Genomic DNA, 17,365 nt, shown 5'->3' on the forward strand with positions numbered 1-17,365 from the left:
CGGCGGATCCTTGTCGAACAGGTTGCTTGCACCCAGGCGCACCGTCGCATTCCACGGCAGCTGGTAGGACAGCTGCAGGTCGTGGAAGGCCGTCGCCGCGATGTGGTTGTAGCTGCCATCGTCGTTCTGGCCCCACTCGTAGTCCTGCATGCCCGAGTAGTAACGCAGGCTCCAGTTCGCACTGAAGTTGCCGTAGCTCCAGTCCAGCCCCACCGTGCCGCGCAGGCGCCAGTTCGGATCGGTCTGCCAGTAGATCCCGTTGGTCGACTCCCAATCCGAATCGTCGTCCACCTTGCTCTCGTTGCGGGTGACGTAGGTCGAATCCAGCGTCACCGTGAACTGGCCGTACGCCGTCTCCGGCAGGCGGTAGTGCGCGCTGAAGTCGTAGCCTTCCATGCGGCGCTGGCCCACGTTGAGCGGCTTGATCACCAGGTTGGTGATCGTGCCTTCCGCATCGCGGGTCACCAGGTCGCAGTACGCGCTGACGCCCTTGTCATAGCATTGGTCCAGGATGTAGCTGGCGCTGAACTCGGAAATCGCGTCCTCGATCCTGATCTTCCACCAGTCCAGCGACACGTCCAGCCCCGGCGCCCACGACGGGCTGTAGACGAAGCCGAACGTCGTGTTCTTCGACGTCTCCGGCTTCAGGTCCGGGTTGCTGGTGTAGGTGAACGGATAGATCGTCTGGCCCGAGTTCGAACCGGTGCTGCTGTTGTACTGCGCGACGTAGCCGTCCGGCACGCCGGCCGCCGAACACGCCGCCGCCACCGCGCTGGTGTAGGTGCTGCTGTTCGTGGAGCAGGGGTCGGAGTAGGAGTCGTAGCTGTCCGACGCGCCCAGGTACAGGTCCTCGATCGACGGCGCACGGAAGCCGGTGGCGTAGTTGCCGCGCACCAGCAGGTCGTCGATCGGACGCCAGGTCAGGCCGATCTTGTAGTTCGTCGTGCTGCCGAAGGTGTTGTAGTCCGAATAGCGGCCGGCCAGGCTCAGGTCCAGCGCCTTCGCGCCGGGCAGGTCCTTCAACAGCGGAATCGCCAGCTCGGCGTAGTAGTCGTTGAGGTTGTAGCCGCCCGAGGTCGGGGTAAACGAGTTGCCCGAGGTGTAGCCGCTGGCGATCAGCGCGTCCGGCGAGGAATAGCCGCTCTCCTCGCGATGCTCGAAGCCCGCCGCCACGCTCATCCAGCCAGCGGGCAATTCCAGCAGCTCGCCGCTGATGTTGCCGGTGAAGCTGTTGTTCTTGTACTGGTAGGTGTTGTGGGCGGTGAACAGGATGTAGTTCAGCTGCTCCTGCGTCACCGCGCCCGCCGGGGACAGCGGGTTGAACGGCACGCAGCCGGAAATCACCGCGCCGCCGCTGTCCAGGCACGACAGCACGCCGTCCACCACGGCCGAGGCGCCCAGCGCGTTCTGCAGGTTCAGCAGGTTGACGTCGCCGTACTGGGTTTCGGTCTGGTCGGTCTTGTTGGTGGAGAAGCCGGCGTCCCAGCTGAACTGACGGCCGGAAAACTCGAAGTCACCCTCCAGCCCGCCGTAGAAGTGCTGGGTCTTGACGTCCTGCTTGTACAGGCGCGGGTACTCGGTGAGGCGGTGCGACCACTGCGCGTCGCTGCCGTCGCCGCCGTACGCGGTGTTGAACGGGTTGTAGTAGCTCTCGCCGCTCATCAGGATGCCGGTGCCGGCCGAAGACAGCGGGTAGCCGGCCAGGCGCTGTGAGGACTGGCGCTGGTTGTACAGCGCGTCCATCTTGAAGCGGATGCTGTCGGTGAGGTCGTAGCTGCCCTGCACGTAGAGCGAATCACGCTTCTGCGGGGTGACGAGGTAGTTGTCCTTCGCGTAGTTGTAGCCGTACTCGCTGGTGGTGTACGGCACGTACTGGTCCAGCGCGTAATACGGGTTGCTCGCGCTGCCGCTGCCGGTGGCGCCATCGGGCAGCACCATCCAGGTGCCGTTGACGCGCAGCTTGCCGCTGGCCGAGTAGCTGCTGTACGCCGAGGAGCCATAGCCGTAGTAAGGCTCGGACGACAACGTGCGGTCGCCGGCCATCACCGCGTCCTCGGTCACGCTCGACACGCCGATGACCAGGTTGCCGCGATCACCGTTCATGCCCAGCGTGGCGTCGAACGAGGTGCGCTGCCCGTCGCCCTGGCCGTACTGGCCGACATAGGCGTTGACTTCGGCGCCGTCGAAATTGCTGCGGGTAATGATGTTGACCACGCCGGCGATCGCGTCCGAACCATAGATCGACGAGGCGCCGTCCTTCAGGATTTCGACGCGCTCGATCACCGCGGTCGGGATGGTGTTGAGGTCCACCGAGCCGGTCAGGCCCGACACCCAGCGCCGGCCGTTGACCAGCACCAGCGTGCGGTCCGAGCCGAGGTTGCGCAGGTTCACCGTGGCCGAGCCGTCACCGCCGTTGTTGATGGTGGTGTTCATGGTGGCGCCGTTGACCGAGATGCGCTTGAGCACGTCGGCCACCGAGGTCAGGCCCTGCTTCTCGATGTCCTGGCGGGTCAGCACCATCACCGGTTGCGAGGTTTCCACGTCGACCGAGCGGATGCGCGAGCCGGTGACCTCGATGCGGTCCAGGCTGGTGGGGGCGTCGGCGGTGTTCTTGTCCTGCGCGAAGGCCGGCGCGGTGAGGCCCAGGGTGACGGCGGCGGCGAGGGGAATCCGGCGCAGCGCGGGGTGGAGCGGATGCGTGTTCATGGGATGGGGCGATTCCTGTTGGCTGGAAGCGGGGTGAAAAAAACCCCGCAAGTCGGTGTGGGCCTGCGCCGGTGTAACGAAACCGAAACGAAGGCTTAGCGCGAATCTAACGAGCGCTTTTCACAGGGATTTCTCGCCAAACGGCGTGCTTGCCGGCGGTAGCGGCACGGCGATGCCGGTCGTCGCGCGATGCCCGCGCGTGTCGCGCGGCGGCATGCATCGCGGTGGGATGCCGCGCCGCAACACGGCGCGCCGCCCCCCGGCACGCGTGGGGTTTGTGGTTCAATACGCGCTGAAGCGGGGGTACCCGTGCCATCCGGCACGCGGTTGAGACACACCCTTCGAACCTGATCCGGTTGATACCGGCGTAGGGAAGCTTCGCGACATGCGATGGATCAGGGCGCCGGGCATCGGCGTGGGCGTGCGGTTTGGCGCCACCATGGCATCGAGCGCCGCCGCTTCGTCCAGAACCCAGCCAGGACGAACGCCATGAATGCCCAACCCCAGTCGCTGCTGCAGCAGACCGAGCAGCTGTCCGAATCCGTCACCCGCCCCATTCCGGGCTCGCGCAAGGTTCACGTCGCGGGCTCGCGTCCCGATATCCGCGTGCCGATGCGCGAGATCGCGCTGACCCGCACGCCGACGCTGTTCGGCGGCGAGGAGAATCCGCCGGTCACGGTGTACGACACCTCCGGCCCGTACACGGACCCGGACGCGCGCATCGACCTCGCCACCGGCCTGCCGGCCCTGCGCGCGCGCTGGATCGCCGAGCGCGGTGACACCGAGCAGCTCTCCGCGCTGAGCTCGGAATTCGGCCGCGGCCGCGAGACCAACGCGCGCCTGGATGCGGTGCGCTTCCCGGGACGCGCGCTGCCGCGTCGCGCGGTGGCCGGTGCCAATGTCACCCAGATGCATTACGCGCGCCGCGGCATCATCACGCCGGAAATGGAGTACGTGGCGATCCGCGAGAACCAGCGCCTGGAAGCGGTGCGCGACGCGCTGCTGCTCGCCCAGCACCCGGGCGAGAGCTTCGGCGCGAACATCCAGAAGCTGATCACGCCGGAGTTCGTGCGTGACGAAATCGCCCGCGGACGCGCGATCCTGCCCAACAACATCAACCACCCGGAAAGCGAGCCGATGATCATCGGCCGCAACTTCCTCACCAAGATCAACGCCAACATCGGCAACAGCGCCGTGTCCTCGGGTATCGCCGAGGAAGTGGAGAAGCTGGTGTGGTCGATCCGCTGGGGCGGCGACACGGTGATGGATCTGTCCACCGGCAAGCACATCCACGAGACGCGCGAGTGGATCATCCGCAACTCGCCGGTGCCGATCGGCACGGTGCCGATCTACCAGGCGCTGGAGAAGGTGGATGGCCGCGCCGAGGAGCTGACGTGGGAGATCTTCCGCGACACGCTCATCGAGCAGGCCGAGCAGGGCGTGGATTACTTCACCATCCACGCCGGCGTGCTGCTGCGCTACGTGCCGCTGACCGCCAAGCGGGTGACCGGCATCGTCTCGCGCGGTGGCTCGATCCTGGCGAAGTGGTGCCTGGCGCACCACAAGGAGAACTTCCTCTACACGCACTTCGAGGACATCTGCGACATCATGAAGGCGTACGACGTCGCCTTCTCGCTGGGCGATGGCCTGCGCCCGGGCTGCATCGCCGACGCCAACGACGCGGCGCAGTTCGGCGAGCTGGAGACGCTGGGCGAGCTGACGAAGATTGCCTGGAAGCACGACGTGCAGACCATGATCGAAGGCCCCGGCCACGTGCCGATGCAGCTGATCAAGGAGAACATGGACAAGCAGCTGCGCGAGTGCGGCGAGGCGCCGTTCTATACGCTCGGCCCGCTGACCACCGACATCGCGCCGGGCTACGACCACATCACCAGCGCGATCGGCGCGGCGATGATCGGCTGGTTCGGCACCGCGATGCTCTGCTACGTCACGCCGAAGGAGCACCTCGGCTTGCCGAACCGCCAGGACGTGCGCGACGGCATCATGGCCTACAAGATCGCAGCGCACGCGGCCGACCTCGCCAAGGGCCATCCCGGCGCGCAGGTACGCGACAACGCCTTGAGCAAGGCGCGCTTCGAATTCCGTTGGGAAGACCAGTTCCACCTCGGCCTGGATCCGGAGAAGGCCAAGGAATTCCACGACGAGACGCTGCCGAAGGATGCGCACAAGCTGGCGCACTTCTGTTCGATGTGCGGGCCGCACTTCTGCTCGATGAAGATCACCCAGGACGTGCGCGACTACGCCAGCGAGCACGGCGTGGATGAAACGCAGGCGTTGCAGGAGGGGATGGCGGAGAAGTCCGCGCAGTTCCTCGCCGAAGGCGCGCAGGTTTATCGGCAGTCTTGATGGAAGGCGGCGCGCCACTTCGGTGGCGCGTCGCTTATATGCGATTCATTTTCGGACAACCAGATATTTGGCCGTTCGGTCAACGCAGAAGCAACGCTGTTGGATGTGTCGAGATTCGGCAAAGCCTGACATGGCAAGCCGCGGCGCCGTCACTTTAATGAACCGCAGATAAAAAAATCGCGCCAGAGGCGCGAGTGTTGAAACAAATTATGTGAGTTCGTCGGCGAGAGAGAGAGCCTGATGCGTGACTTTCCGCCTGGGCGGTAAGTTGCGGGTGCTAGGTTAGAATCTTCGCATCCGGATCGCCTGACCGATTCGGCTGCGCCGCTTTGCGGAATGTGGCGGAACAAGGATGTGACCGACCTCGCCCGAGAGACTTTCGCGACCCACTCATGGCTTCTTCCACGACCAGATCGGCGCAGCCGGACAGGCTGCGGGTAGGCGAGTGCGTCGTCGATATCGCCTCGCGCGAAGTGCACGCGCCCGGCGCGCGTCGTCCGCAGCGCCTGACGCCCAAGGCGATGGCGGTATTGAAGGTATTGGCCGAGCAGCCCGGACAGGTGGTCTCGCGCGAGCAGCTGCTGGCCGAAGTGTGGCCCGATACGCTGCCGACCAACGACGTGGTGACGCAGGCCGTCACCCAACTGCGCAAGGCGCTGCAATATGCCGGCGATGACGCCGGCCGCATGGGCGGCATCGAGACCATCGCCAAGACCGGCTATCGCCTGCTGGCCCCGGTGCAATGGGAAAGTGCCGCGCCCGTGGTGGTGCCGGTGGCTTCGGTGGCCGCGCCCGTCGCGATCGAAGCGGAAGTCGTCGAAACGCCCGCGCCTGCGCCGGCCGGTGCAGGTTTCGCGGTGCTGCCGCGGCCTGCCGCGCCGCCGCGCCGGTGGTGGCGCGTGCTGAGCGTGCTCGTGTTCGGTGCGCTGGTCGCGTCGTTGCTGGGCTTCTGGTGGTGGCAGCATCGTGCGGCCATGGCCACGTTGGCCGAAGAGGGCGGGGACGAGCGCGTGGTCGGCATGCCCCGCTTGCCGTATCGCCTGATTACCTCCGGTGGTGGCTTCGATTTGACGCCCACGTTGTCGCCAGATGGCTCGATGGTGGCCTATGCGTCGATCTCCGAGACACGGCCCGGGACATCCATCCGCATCCAGACCACCAGCAACTCGCCTTCGCGCGAGCTGGTCGCGCCGGGACCGGGAGAATCCGACCGTTCGCCAGCGTGGTCGCCCGATGGGCGCCAGCTCGCGTTCGCCCGCCAAGGTGAGGACGGCAGCTGCCGGGTGATGGTGGCCGCCGCCAATGGCGCGGCGAGCGAACGCGAGGTCGCGCGCTGCGACTTCACCGAGCTGCTCAGTTTCAGCTGGGTGCCCGGTCGCAATGCCTTGCTGTTCGGCTCGATGACCGGCGGCAATGCCAGCGGCGGCATTCGCGAACTCGACCTGGAAACCGGCACGTGGCGTGACCTGCACTACGGCAGTCGCGCGCGCGATTTCGACTACGCGCCCAAGTATTCGCCTGACGGCCGCTGGATCGCCTTCATCCGCAATCCGCAGCTCGGCGGCGTGTGGGTGATGCCGGCGAAGGGCGGCGAGGCCCGTCGCCTGACCCGTGAGCGTGCGGAGATCCGCGGCTTCGACTGGTTACCCGACAGCAGCGGGCTGGTGTTCGGCCGGCGGGTGGACAGCCAGTCGCGGTTGTATCGCCTGGAGCTGGAGAGCCGGAAGCTGCACGACCTCGGCCTCAACGACGCGGAATCTCCTTCCATCTCGCACGACAACGGGCAGCTCGCCTTCGTGCAGCGGCGGCCGCAGTTCGCGTTGTTCCGCCTGCAGCGCAGCAACGCGCATGGCGGCTACGAGCGCGACCACCTGTTTCCTTCCAACGGGCGCGACGCGCAGCCGATGATCTCGCCCGACGGCCGCCACCTGGCATTCACCTCCGACCGCTCAGGCGAATACGCCCTGTGGTGGGCGGACCTGGCGCGCCCGGATTCGCTGCATCCCATCCCGGGCCTGTTGCCGGAAACGCGGCAGCCCGTGGACTGGTCGCCGGATTCCCGCACGCTGCTGGCCATCGGCCGCGATACCGAGGGTCGCGCGCAGCTTTACGAGGTCACGCCGTCGGAAAGCCGCGTCAATCCGCTGCCGGTGCCCGCGCCGCGGCCGTTGCAGGGCCTGCATGTCGGCGAGGGCCCCCGCATCATGGTGTTGTCGGCCGAGCCGGAAGGGGACGCGACACTCATTCTTTATGACCGCTCGCGCAAGCCGTGGCAGGAGTTGGCACGGCTGGAGGATGTGTCGCAGGCCCGCTACGACAGCAGCACGCGGCAGGTGTTCTTCACGCGTTTCTCCAGCAGTGGCCTGTGGCGGATCGGCGCGGACCTGTCGCCGAACGGCCTGGCGCTGGTCGATGGCGATGCGCCGGCGCGCTGGCGCTACCGCAGTTGGGCATTGGCGGGGAACGGACGCGCCTATTACCTGTCCTCGACGAACGAATGCTCGGCCGTCGGCGAATGGCTCGGCCCGCCGCCGACCGATGCCACCTGCCTGGCCGCCAACGAGTTCAGCACCATCAACGGTTTCAGCATCGATCGTCAGGATGGGGCGCTGTACATGGCCATCGCCGAGACCGATGGCGCCGGAATCGGCTTCATGACACTTCCGAAACGGGAGGCGCCGAGCTTCGGCGTCATCTCCAAGTTGTTGTCGGATATCGGAAAACCGCCTTCGTAATTTCTTCGGTGTCGGGTTCGTGGCGATTTCGCCACTATTTCGCCGAAATGTCCTGATTGCCACCCGATTCGGCAAAACAATCCTCACCCTTTGGCAAACAGGGGGTGTGCGAATGAACCCGATGATCACGGCCGACCGCGGCCTGTCGCTGGCGCTGGAGGCCGATGGCCAGGCCGGCGCGCCGATCTGCCTGGCCGTGGCCCGCCTGGGCAGCGTCCGTGCCGCCGCCGGCATGTTCACCTTGTGGGTGCAACTGCGCGGCCGCTCCTGGATCGAATCCAAGGAGGGCAAGTTCCGCCTGCGTGCCGGTGACTGGATCGCCTTCGACCGCGACTCGCGCCCCACCGTGCAGGCCGACCGCAACGGCCTGTGCATCGGCGTGGGCCTGGACGGTGCCGGCCTGCAGGCCCTGGCCGAACTGACCGACAGCGTGCTGTACCCCGGGCGCAGCCAGCTCGGCCGGGCCGACCTGCTGATCGCGCTGCGCCTGTGGCGCAATGCCGCCCGGGCCGGCGACGCCGCCGGCGCGCGCCCGATGCTGCTGCACCTGGCCGCCATGCAGGGCGAGTTCGCCCAGCAGGAGCAGCGTTGCCCGGGCCGCTCGCGCAGCCGCCGCCGCCAGGTCTTCGGCCGCATGCAGCGCGCCCGCCTGTACCTGGAAGGCAACAGCGACCGCGTGGTGCGCGTGGCCGAGCTGGCGCAGCTGACCAATTTCTCAAGCTGGTACGTCTCCAAGACCTTCCAGAGCCTGTACGAGGAAAGCCCGCAGGCCCTCTCGGCGCGCCTGCGCCTGGAGCGCGCCGCCGACCTGCTGCGCGACACCTCGATGATGATCGGCGAGGTGGCCGCCGCCAGCGGCTTCGACAACTGCTGCAGCTTCGCCCGCGCATTCCGTTCGCGCTTCGGCGTCTCGGCGTCCCACTATCGCGAAGAAGCGGGCCTGTCGCCAGATTCGGCAAAGTCAGGCGGCATGCAGCGCAAAGCGGTTGCCTTCACGCGGTCGTAATTTGCTTGGGGCGTTTAACACGCCACTAACGACCTTTGGAGAGATTGATGAACCTTCGCACTCCCGCCCTGCGGGTGGGCCTGCTGCCCGCCGGCATCGCGATCGCGCTGACGCCGGCCTTTGCCAGCGCTCAAGAGCAGTCGGCTGACCAGAACACCACCACCCTCGACCGCATCGAGATCACCGGTTCGCGCATCCGCGGCGCCGACGTCGAGACCCAGCAGCCGATCATCACCCTGGATCGCCAGGCGCTGGAGAAGCAGGGCTACACCTCGGTGGCCGACGTCCTGCAGAACCTGACCTCGGCCGGTTCCCCGGCGATCTCGCGCGCCGACGCCCTGGCCTCGGGCGAGGACGTGGGTGGCTACTACATCGACATCCGCAACCTGGGCGCGCAGCGCACCCTGGTGCTGATGAACGGCAAGCGCCTGGGTGCCACCACCTCGGGCCTGCAGGACCTCAGCCAGATCCCGTTCGCGGCGATCGAGCGCATCGAGATCCTGAAGGACGGCGCGTCGTCCATCTACGGTTCGGACGCCATCGCCGGCGTCGTCAACATCATCACCCGCAAGCGTTTCGACGGTGCTGAAGCCAGCGTCGAATACGGCCAGTACAGCCAGGGCGACGGTGACACCAACCAGTACTCGCTGACCATCGGCTCGCAGGGCGAGCGCGGCGGCGTGACCCTGTCGGCCGAATACAACAAGCAGGATCCGGTCTTCGCGAAGGATCGCTGGTTCAGCAAGGACGGCTCGCTGGGCCCGAACTCGACCCCGAGCAACTGGAGCGCGCTGAGCCAGAACGGTTCGTGGTTCGGTCCGTGCGGCGCCGGCGGCGCCGACGCGTGGTGCACCCTGAACCAGGGCGGCAACCCGAGCAACGTCGCTGACTACCACCCGATCACCTCGAGCGAATACGCCAACGCCAACCAGCAGATGATGCTGCAGACGGGTATCGAGCGTAAGTCGGTCTACGTCAACGCGAACTACGACCTGGCCGATTCGATCACCTTCAACGCGGACCTGCTCTACAACGAGCGCAAGACCGACCAGCAGATCGCCGGCTACCCGTACCAGTCGGCTGCCTTCGACACCCCGCTGTCGGCTGATTCGGCGTTCAACCCGCTGGGCGAAGACATCGACTTCCGTCGTCGCCTGTGGGAAGTGCCGCGCACCACCGAAAGCAACCTGAAGACCCTGCGCTTCGCGCCGACCGTCAGCGGTTTCTTCCAGATGGGCGAGCACACCTGGGATTGGGACGTGGGCGCCCTGTGGAACCAGAACGACGTGACCAAGACCGGTCACGGCGACATGAGCCTGATTGCTTCGCAGCAGGCCCTGGGCCCGTCGTTCATCAACGCCGACGGCGTCGCCCAGTGCGGCAGCGCGGCCAACCCGGTCGACCTGAGCGCCTGCCGCCCGTGGAACCCGCTGCTGCCGTACGGCGTGGCTGGCCAGGGTTCGCTGGCCGACAAGGCCACCCAGGACTACCTGTTCCCGTACTTCACCGACACCGGCCGCACCAAGACCACCAGCTTCACGGCGAACCTGTCCGGTTCGCTCGTCACGCTGCCGGCCGGTGACCTGGGCCTGGCCGTTGGTTACGAGCACCGCAAGGAAGAAGGCCGCTTCGTGCCGGACGCCTTCAACCAGTCGGGTCAGAGCACCGGCCTGGCCGCCACCACCACCGAGGGTGAGTACCAGCTCAACGAGTTCTACCTCGAGCTGAACGTCCCGGTGCTGTCGGACCTTCCGTTCGCCAAGGAACTGACGATCAACGTCGCCAGCCGTTATTCGGACTACTCGAACTTCGGTGACACGATCAACTCGAAGTTCGGCTTCACCTGGCGTCCGATCGACGAGCTGCTGGTCCGCGGCACCTACGCCGAGGGCTTCCGCGCGCCGACCATCAACGACCTGTACGGCGGTACCGGCAGCTCGTTCGAGTCGTACATCGACCCGTGCGGTGCCAACGCCCCGGGCAGCGTGAACGGCAATGCCGCCTGTAACGCCGCTGGCGTTCCGCTCGGCTACGTGCAGCTCGGCCAGGGCCTGGAGCCCTGCTCGGCCTACCCGTGCGCCACCCCGGACCAGTTCATCAACGGCTCCAACCCGAACCTGCTGCCGGAAACCTCCAAGAGCAAGACCGCCGGCATCGTGTGGAGCCCGCGTTGGGTGGAAGGCCTGGATATCTCGCTCGACTGGTACAACTACAAGATCGAGAACATGATCATCGCCGACAGCGTTGATCGCATCCTGCGCGACTGCTACGTCCTGGGCGACAGCACCCGTTGCGAAGGCGTCACCCGCGCCGCCGATGGCCACATCACGCAGATGTTCTACGGCCTGGCCAACCTCGGCCAGATGGAGACCGAAGGCTACGACGTGGGCATCAAGTACCGCCTGCCGGAAATGGGCATCGGCCAGTTCAACATCGACTGGCAGACCAGCTACGTCAGCAAGTACGACGAAGCCGGCCAGAATGCCGCGGGTGAGAACATCACCATCGGCCGCGTCGGTGAGCCGGGCATCTTCCGCGTGCGTTCGAACGTGGGCGTGAACTGGGAGCGTGGCGACTTCGCCGCCGCTTACAACCTGCGCTACTACTCGGGCATGAAGGAAAGCTGCATCACCCTGGCCGACGGCTGGTGCGATGCGCCGGACCACATCTCCAACGGTGAATCCGATCCGCTGCGTCACACCGGTTCGAACACCTTCCACGACCTGCAGGTCAGCTGGAAGGCGCCGTGGAACGCGACGATCGCGCTGGGTGCGAACAACCTGTTCGACCACCGCGGCCCGCTGATGTACTCGGCCCCGAACAGCGACTTCGCCTACTACGGCGGTTTCGACATCGGTCGCTTCATCTACGCCAAGTACACCCAGCGCTTCTGATCCATCGAAGCAACGGTTGCAACACGGAGGCGGGCCGCAAGGCCCGCCTCTTTTTTTGTCCGGCGCGCCCTCGCCAAACGGTCGGCGCGCAGGTGGGACGCGCAAAAAGAAAAGGCCCGCTTGCGCGGGCCGTTCGTTCAACCGGATCGGGCGGGCCTCAGGCCTCGGCGACCTGGCCGGTCAGCGTCTCGGCCTGCTCGCGCCACGTCGGCAGGCGCGAGAGCACGCCCACCTTCTGCAGGTAGGCCTCGTCGATCGGCGCGCCGGCCGCCAATGCGGTGGCCACGTGCACCGCGCCGGTCACCCAGAAGCTGCGCGTGCTCGAACGCTGCGGCTGGCGCTGGAACGCCACCGCCTCGATGATCGGCATCGGCAGGCCCCACAGGCCCAGTAGGTAGGCGCCGGCCTCGGTATGGCCCGGGCGGTCGTCGACCACGGCATCCGGGTCGTATTCGTTGCGCACGCCCGGCAGCAGCAGGCCGATGTCCGACAGCAGCGCGGCGGTGGCGCCGAGCTCGGCGCTGGCGTGCGGCAGGAACTTCGCCGCCAGCCGCGAGGACAGCAGCGCGCGGCGCTGCATGGCGTTGCGTTCGGCCACCGACAGGCTCGGGATGGAGAACACCTCGCTGGCCAGCACCAGGTCGCGCAGGGTGGATACGCCCAGGCGGGTCACCGCCGCGCGCAGGTCGGTGATGGTGCGCCCGCCGGAGAAGAACGCCGAGTTGCACAGCTGCAACACCTTGGCCGCGATGGCCGGGTCGGCGGCGACGAGCTTGGCGATGTCCGCCGCGTCCGTGTCCTCGTCCTCTTCCAGCGCGTGCATCAGGCTCAGGTACAGGTGCGGCGGGGAGGGCAGCTTTTCGATTCGGCCGATCGCCGAACGCAGGCGCGGGTTGTCCAGCAGCTCGCGCAGCTCTTCCAAGCTGGTGATCGCCTCCAGCAGCACTTCCGGCTGCAGCGGCAGCGGCAGGAAGCGGTGCGCCACGCCGATGATGCGGGTGGGCGGCGTGCGCTGGCCATCGTCGGCCGCCAGCAGCGCGATGCGGATGGTTTCCGGGCGCAGGGTGCGGATCTGGCCGAGCAGGGTGGCGGCGGTGAGGTCGGGCAGCACCGGGGCCACGATCACGACATCGATGGGGTACTGCGCCGCGCTGGCGATGGCGGAGTTGCCATCCGTCACCTGCTGGACCTGGAAATCGTCTCCCAGGTCACTGAGATAGTCGACCAGCTCCGACGGCAGGCTGGCTTCGTCGCCGACAAACAGAATACGCAAGGCACTTCCCCAAAGACGGGGGCCGCGAATCGCGCGACCCCAGGGCTTGCAATGTACTGCAACGACCTTGCCGGGTCATCGGGATCACCCCTGAAGCGTGATCCGGATCTCCCCTACACGGGCGGCCTGGCGACCGCCCGCGCCGCGGCTCAGGCGTTGTCTTCGTTGTAGCGGGTGACCGCCTCGGTGAGGATCTTCTTGGCTTCGGCGGCGCCGCCCCAGCCGTCGAGCTTCACCCACTTGCCCTTCTCCAGGTCCTTGTAGTGCTCGAAGAAGTGGCCGATGCGCTCCAGCCAGTGGCTGGACACCTGGCCGATGTCCTCGATATGGCCGTAGCCGGAGAAGATCTTGGCGACCGGCACGGCGAGGATCTTCTCGTCGCTGCCCGCTTCGTCGCTCATCTTCAGCACGCCGACCGGACGGCAGCGCACCACCGAGCCCGGCACCAGCGGCAGCGGCAGCACGACCAGCACGTCGGCCGGGTCGCCGTCGCCGCACAGGGTGTTGGGCACGTAGCCGTAGTTGCAGGGGTAGCGCATGGGCGTGGAGAGGATGCGGTCGACGAAGATCGCGCCGCTGGCCTTGTCCACTTCGTACTTGACCGGCTCGGAATCCTTCGGGATCTCGATGACGACGTTGATTTCTTCCGGCAGGTTCTTGCCGGCGGTGACCAGTTCCAGGCCCATGGGTGCTCCGAGGCGGTTATGCGGGTGGTGAGCCGGCAATTCTACGCGGTCGGCTGCTGCGCTGCAGCGAGGCCCGCCGGAGTGCGCCGACAGGACGACAAGGAGGATCCCCTGTCGCGGGCGCTGGGTAATCCGATCCCCGCGCCCCGGACGAAATCGCAGCATGGCGACAACGAAGCCATGAGGAGTCCTTCCATGCAGGTCATCGCCTTGTCCGTACCCGACGCGGATATTTCGTCCGCCCACAAGCCCTCCATGCGGGTCGGGCGGCCGCGGGGCAGCGGGCGTGTTGCCGGCCGGGCGGCAGCGCGTCGCCTGCGGGGCCCTGCGATCTGGCGGCTCGGGTTCGTGCTGCTGGCGGCCTGCGCCGGTTTCGCCGGGGCGGCGCCCCACCCTGAAAGCGCAGGCGGCGTCCCCGGCGAGGCGGCGCCGATGGCCCGCAAGGCACCCGCCGTCGTGGCGATGCGCCCTTCGATGGATCGCGTGGTCGGCGAAGCGGCGAGGGAGCGGCAGTGGGCCACCCATCGGTCGAGCCTGCGCCGGGTGGTGCGTTGGACGGCCTGTCCGCCCGATGCGGCGCCGGGCACCTGTGCGCGGTCCCGCTGCGTGGGCAGTGCGCGGGCCGTGGCGTCGGATTGCATGGGGGCGGCCTCGGGCGGCCTTCGTGGTATGCGGGCGCCGGCCCGCGATGCGGAGCAAGGTCCTTCCCGCGCCACCGCTGATCCCGCGCGGCGCGTCATGCGCTAGCGATACGCGCGCAAAGGGCGCGGCGGGCATTCGCCCCGCCGCGCCTGGCATGCCTCAGAGCAGCGGCACCAGCAGCAGCGCCACGATGTTGATGATCTTGATGAGCGGGTTGATCGCCGGGCCGGCGGTGTCCTTGTAGGGGTCGCCCACGGTGTCGCCGGTGACCGCCGCCTTGTGCGCCTCGCTGCCCTTGCCGCCGAAGTGCCCATCCTCGATGTACTTCTTGGCGTTGTCCCAGGCACCGCCGCCGGTCGTCATCGAGATGGCCACGAACAGGCCGGTGACGATCGTGCCGATCAGCAGCCCGCCGAGCGCGCGCGGGCCCAGCACCAGCCCGACCACGATCGGCACTACCACCGGCAGCAGCGAAGGCACGATCATTTCCTTGATCGCCGAGCGCGTGAGCATGTCCACAGCGCGGTCGTACTGCGGCTTGCCGGTGCCTTGCATGATGCCGGCCACCTCGCGGAACTGCCGCCGCACTTCCTCGACCACCGCACCGGCGGCGCGGCCCACCGCCTCCATCGCCATCGCACCGAACAGGTAGGGGATCAGGCCGCCGATCAGCAGGCCGATGATCACGTAGTGGTCGGACAGGTCGAAGGTGAACACCTCGTTGGGGTGCGCGACCTGCAGGTTGTGCGTGTAGTCGGCGAACAGCACCAGCGCGGCCAGTGCCGCCGAGCCGATCGCATACCCCTTGGTCACCGCCTTGGTGGTGTTGCCCACGGCGTCGAGCGGGTCGGTGACCGCGCGCACTTCCGGCGGCAGTTCGGCCATCTCGGCGATGCCGCCGGCGTTGTCGGTGATCGGGCCATAGGCATCGAGCGCGACCACCATGCCGGCCATCGACAGCATCGCCGTGGCGGCGATGGCAATGCCATACAGGCCACCGAAGTGGAACGCGCCCCAGATCGCCGCGCACACCGCGATCACCGGCAGCGCGGTCGATTTCATCGACACGCCCAGCCCCGCGATGATGTTGGTGCCGTGGCCGGTGGTGCTGGCGGAAGCCACGTGCTGCACCGGCTTGTAGTCGGTGCCGGTGTAGTACTCGGTGATCCACACGATCAGCCCGGTCAGCACCAGGCCGATCAGCGCGCACACGTAGATCGCGTTGGCGCCGTGCTGGTTGTCGCCCATCAGCGCGCGGGTGATCGGCCAGTAGGCGATCGCCGCGAGCACGCCGGAGACAATCACGCCCTTGTACAGCGCGCCCATGATCGAGCCGCCCGCCTTGGCCTTGACGAAGGTCGCGCCGATGATCGAGGCGATGATCGACACGCCGCCCAGCACCAGCGGGTAGAGCACCGAGTGCACGCCGGTCTCGGCCGCCATCAGGCCGCCGAGCAGCATCGTGGCGATCACCGTCACCGCGTAGGTTTCGAACAGATCCGCCGCCATGCCGGCGCAGTCGCCCACGTTGTCGCCCACGTTGTCGGCGATCACCGCCGGGTTGCGCGGGTCATCCTCCGGGATGCCGGCCTCGACCTTGCCCACCAGGTCCGCGCCCACGTCGGCGCCCTTGGTGAAGATGCCGCCGCCGAGGCGCGCGAAGATCGAGATCAGCGAGGAACCGAACGCCAGCCCGACCAGCGCATGCAGGTTCTGCTCCAGCGGCAGGCCGAAGCGTTGCAGCACGCCGTAGTAGCCGGCCACGCCCAGCAGGCCCAGGCCGACCACCAGCATGCCGGTGATCGCGCCGCCGCGGAACGCCACGTCCATCGCCTTGCCCAGGCCATGCCGCGCGGCCTCGGCGGTGCGCACGTTCGCGCGCACCGACACGTTCATGCCGATGTAGCCGGCCAGGCCGGAGAGCACCGCGCCGATGAGGAAGCCCACCGCCGTGTACCAGCTCAGGAACACTCCCACGAGCAGGAACAACACGATGCCGGCGATGCCGATGGTGAGGTATTGGCGATTGAGGTAGGCGCGCGCGCCTTCCTGGATCGCCGCGGCGATCTCCTGCATGCGTTCGTTGCCCGCCGGCTGCCTGAGGATCCATCGCGCGGACACGATGCCGTAGAGGATCGCGAGTACTGCACAGCCCAGTGCGAGCAGCAAACCGTATTGTTCCAGCATGGCCCCTCCCAGAGATGATGGATGTCGCCCGGTGCGAGGACGAACGAAGGGGCGCGCGGGGCATGCAACGAGGCGGACTACGGGAACGTTGTTTCGGCCGCCTGGCTACAAGCGCACGTCACGGTGTTCGAACTGCCCTGGATCGCGGTCGAGTATGCCCGCCGGGTGCAAACCCCGCCACTGCCGTCGCGTCGCGGGGGCGTGCAGGGGGCGTCAATGCGGGGCCACGCGCGGTGCCGGCGTTCTTGGCATGGTGTTCAGATCGCGCATGACAGGCTGCGCGCCACATGATCGAGGAAGCCCTGCCATGACCTTCAAGCCCTGGTTCTTCGGTGCCGTGCTGCTGTGCAGCGCGAGCGCCTTTGCCGCCGATCAGGCGCCGGAATTGCAGCGCGCGGTGGGCGCGCCGCAGGCCGTCGGCGCGGTACACACGTTGCGGCAGATTCCCGAAGCCTGCGCGCGGCTCGAAGGCGTGTTCACCGGGCAGGCCGCCGAGCCGTATCGCTTCAACGTCGCGCGCAGCAGCCCGAACTGCCAGCCGCGCGCGCGCTTCGTCGATTACCTGCAGGCGCAGCCGGATATCGCCAAGGGCTGGAAGCTCAACGACGTGATCCGCGTGCCGAACGCCGGCTGCCCGGCGCAACAGGCGGTGGTGCGCGTGTGGCGCCTGCCGGCCGACAACCAGCCGCCGCAGCTCGACGGCCAGGGCCAGGCGCGCATCTACCTGGAAGAAGCCAGGAAGCAGGCCGCCAGCGGCAAGGTGCCGCAGGTATCGACCTACACCGCGCAGATGCAGCTGGAAGGCAAGGCCTGCTCGTAACCGGCGCGGGCAGGGCGGTCGCGTCGCGCGACGCGGCCGCCCGCCACGC

Annotated in this window: 10 protein-coding genes and 1 riboswitch; of the genes, 6 read left to right on the forward strand and 4 right to left on the reverse strand. The window is 67.4% G+C overall.

Annotated elements, in window-relative coordinates; translation table 11 throughout:
* A partial coding sequence (locus tag ARC20_RS14520; protein WP_057648415.1) for a TonB-dependent receptor occupies positions 1-2,679 on the reverse strand: 2,679 nt, incomplete at its 3' end.
* A gap of 316 nt (positions 2,680-2,995) precedes the next feature.
* A riboswitch (TPP riboswitch) is annotated at positions 2,996-3,098 on the forward strand.
* Between the two features lie 97 nt (positions 3,099-3,195).
* Between ARC20_RS14520 and thiC the strand changes: the two genes are divergently transcribed.
* The 4 genes from thiC (at position 3,196) to ARC20_RS14540 (ending at position 11,708) form a co-directional block, all read left to right on the forward strand.
* The gene (thiC, locus tag ARC20_RS14525) at positions 3,196-5,073 is read left to right on the forward strand and encodes a phosphomethylpyrimidine synthase ThiC (protein WP_057648367.1); all 1,878 of its coding nucleotides are present in this window, start codon (positions 3,196-3,198) and stop codon (positions 5,071-5,073) included.
* Positions 5,074-5,465: 392 nt separating this feature from the next.
* Positions 5,466-7,808 (forward strand): winged helix-turn-helix domain-containing protein, encoded by a 2,343-nt coding sequence (locus ARC20_RS14530; RefSeq protein ID WP_057648370.1) that lies wholly within the window; start codon positions 5,466-5,468, stop codon positions 7,806-7,808.
* A gap of 112 nt (positions 7,809-7,920) precedes the next feature.
* Positions 7,921-8,814, forward strand: a complete 894-nt coding sequence (locus tag ARC20_RS14535; RefSeq protein ID WP_057648372.1) for a helix-turn-helix transcriptional regulator — start codon at positions 7,921-7,923, stop codon at positions 8,812-8,814.
* A gap of 47 nt (positions 8,815-8,861) precedes the next feature.
* Positions 8,862-11,708, forward strand: a complete 2,847-nt coding sequence (locus ARC20_RS14540) for a TonB-dependent receptor (RefSeq protein WP_057648374.1) — start codon at positions 8,862-8,864, stop codon at positions 11,706-11,708.
* 157 nt (positions 11,709-11,865) lie between these two features.
* On the opposite strand, the gene ARC20_RS14545 is transcribed toward ARC20_RS14540, so the two are convergent.
* Positions 11,866-12,981 carry an HDOD domain-containing protein gene (locus ARC20_RS14545; RefSeq protein ID WP_057648376.1) on the reverse strand — a complete coding sequence of 372 codons (1,116 nt, stop codon included), beginning with the start codon at positions 12,979-12,981 and terminating at the stop codon, positions 11,866-11,868.
* Positions 12,982-13,130: 149 nt separating this feature from the next.
* On the reverse strand, positions 13,131-13,667 hold the full coding sequence (ppa, locus tag ARC20_RS14550; protein WP_057648377.1) for an inorganic diphosphatase: 537 nt from the start codon (positions 13,665-13,667) through the stop codon (positions 13,131-13,133).
* 195 nt (positions 13,668-13,862) lie between these two features.
* Between ppa and ARC20_RS14555 the strand changes: the two genes are divergently transcribed.
* Positions 13,863-14,414, forward strand: a complete 552-nt coding sequence (locus ARC20_RS14555; protein ID WP_057648379.1) for a hypothetical protein — start codon at positions 13,863-13,865, stop codon at positions 14,412-14,414.
* A gap of 54 nt (positions 14,415-14,468) precedes the next feature.
* On the opposite strand, the gene ARC20_RS14560 is transcribed toward ARC20_RS14555, so the two are convergent.
* Positions 14,469-16,496, reverse strand: coding sequence for a sodium-translocating pyrophosphatase (locus tag ARC20_RS14560; protein WP_057648381.1), 2,028 nt, complete (start codon positions 16,494-16,496; stop codon positions 14,469-14,471).
* A 307-nt stretch (positions 16,497-16,803) separates the two neighbouring features.
* Between ARC20_RS14560 and ARC20_RS14565 the strand changes: the two genes are divergently transcribed.
* The gene (locus tag ARC20_RS14565) at positions 16,804-17,316 is read left to right on the forward strand and encodes a hypothetical protein (RefSeq protein ID WP_057648383.1); all 513 of its coding nucleotides are present in this window, start codon (positions 16,804-16,806) and stop codon (positions 17,314-17,316) included.
* Positions 17,317-17,365: the final 49 nt, after the last annotated feature.

The sequence above is a fragment of the Stenotrophomonas panacihumi genome (assembly GCF_001431645.1).
GTDB classification, from domain to species: Bacteria; Pseudomonadota; Gammaproteobacteria; order Xanthomonadales; family Xanthomonadaceae; genus Stenotrophomonas_A; species Stenotrophomonas_A panacihumi.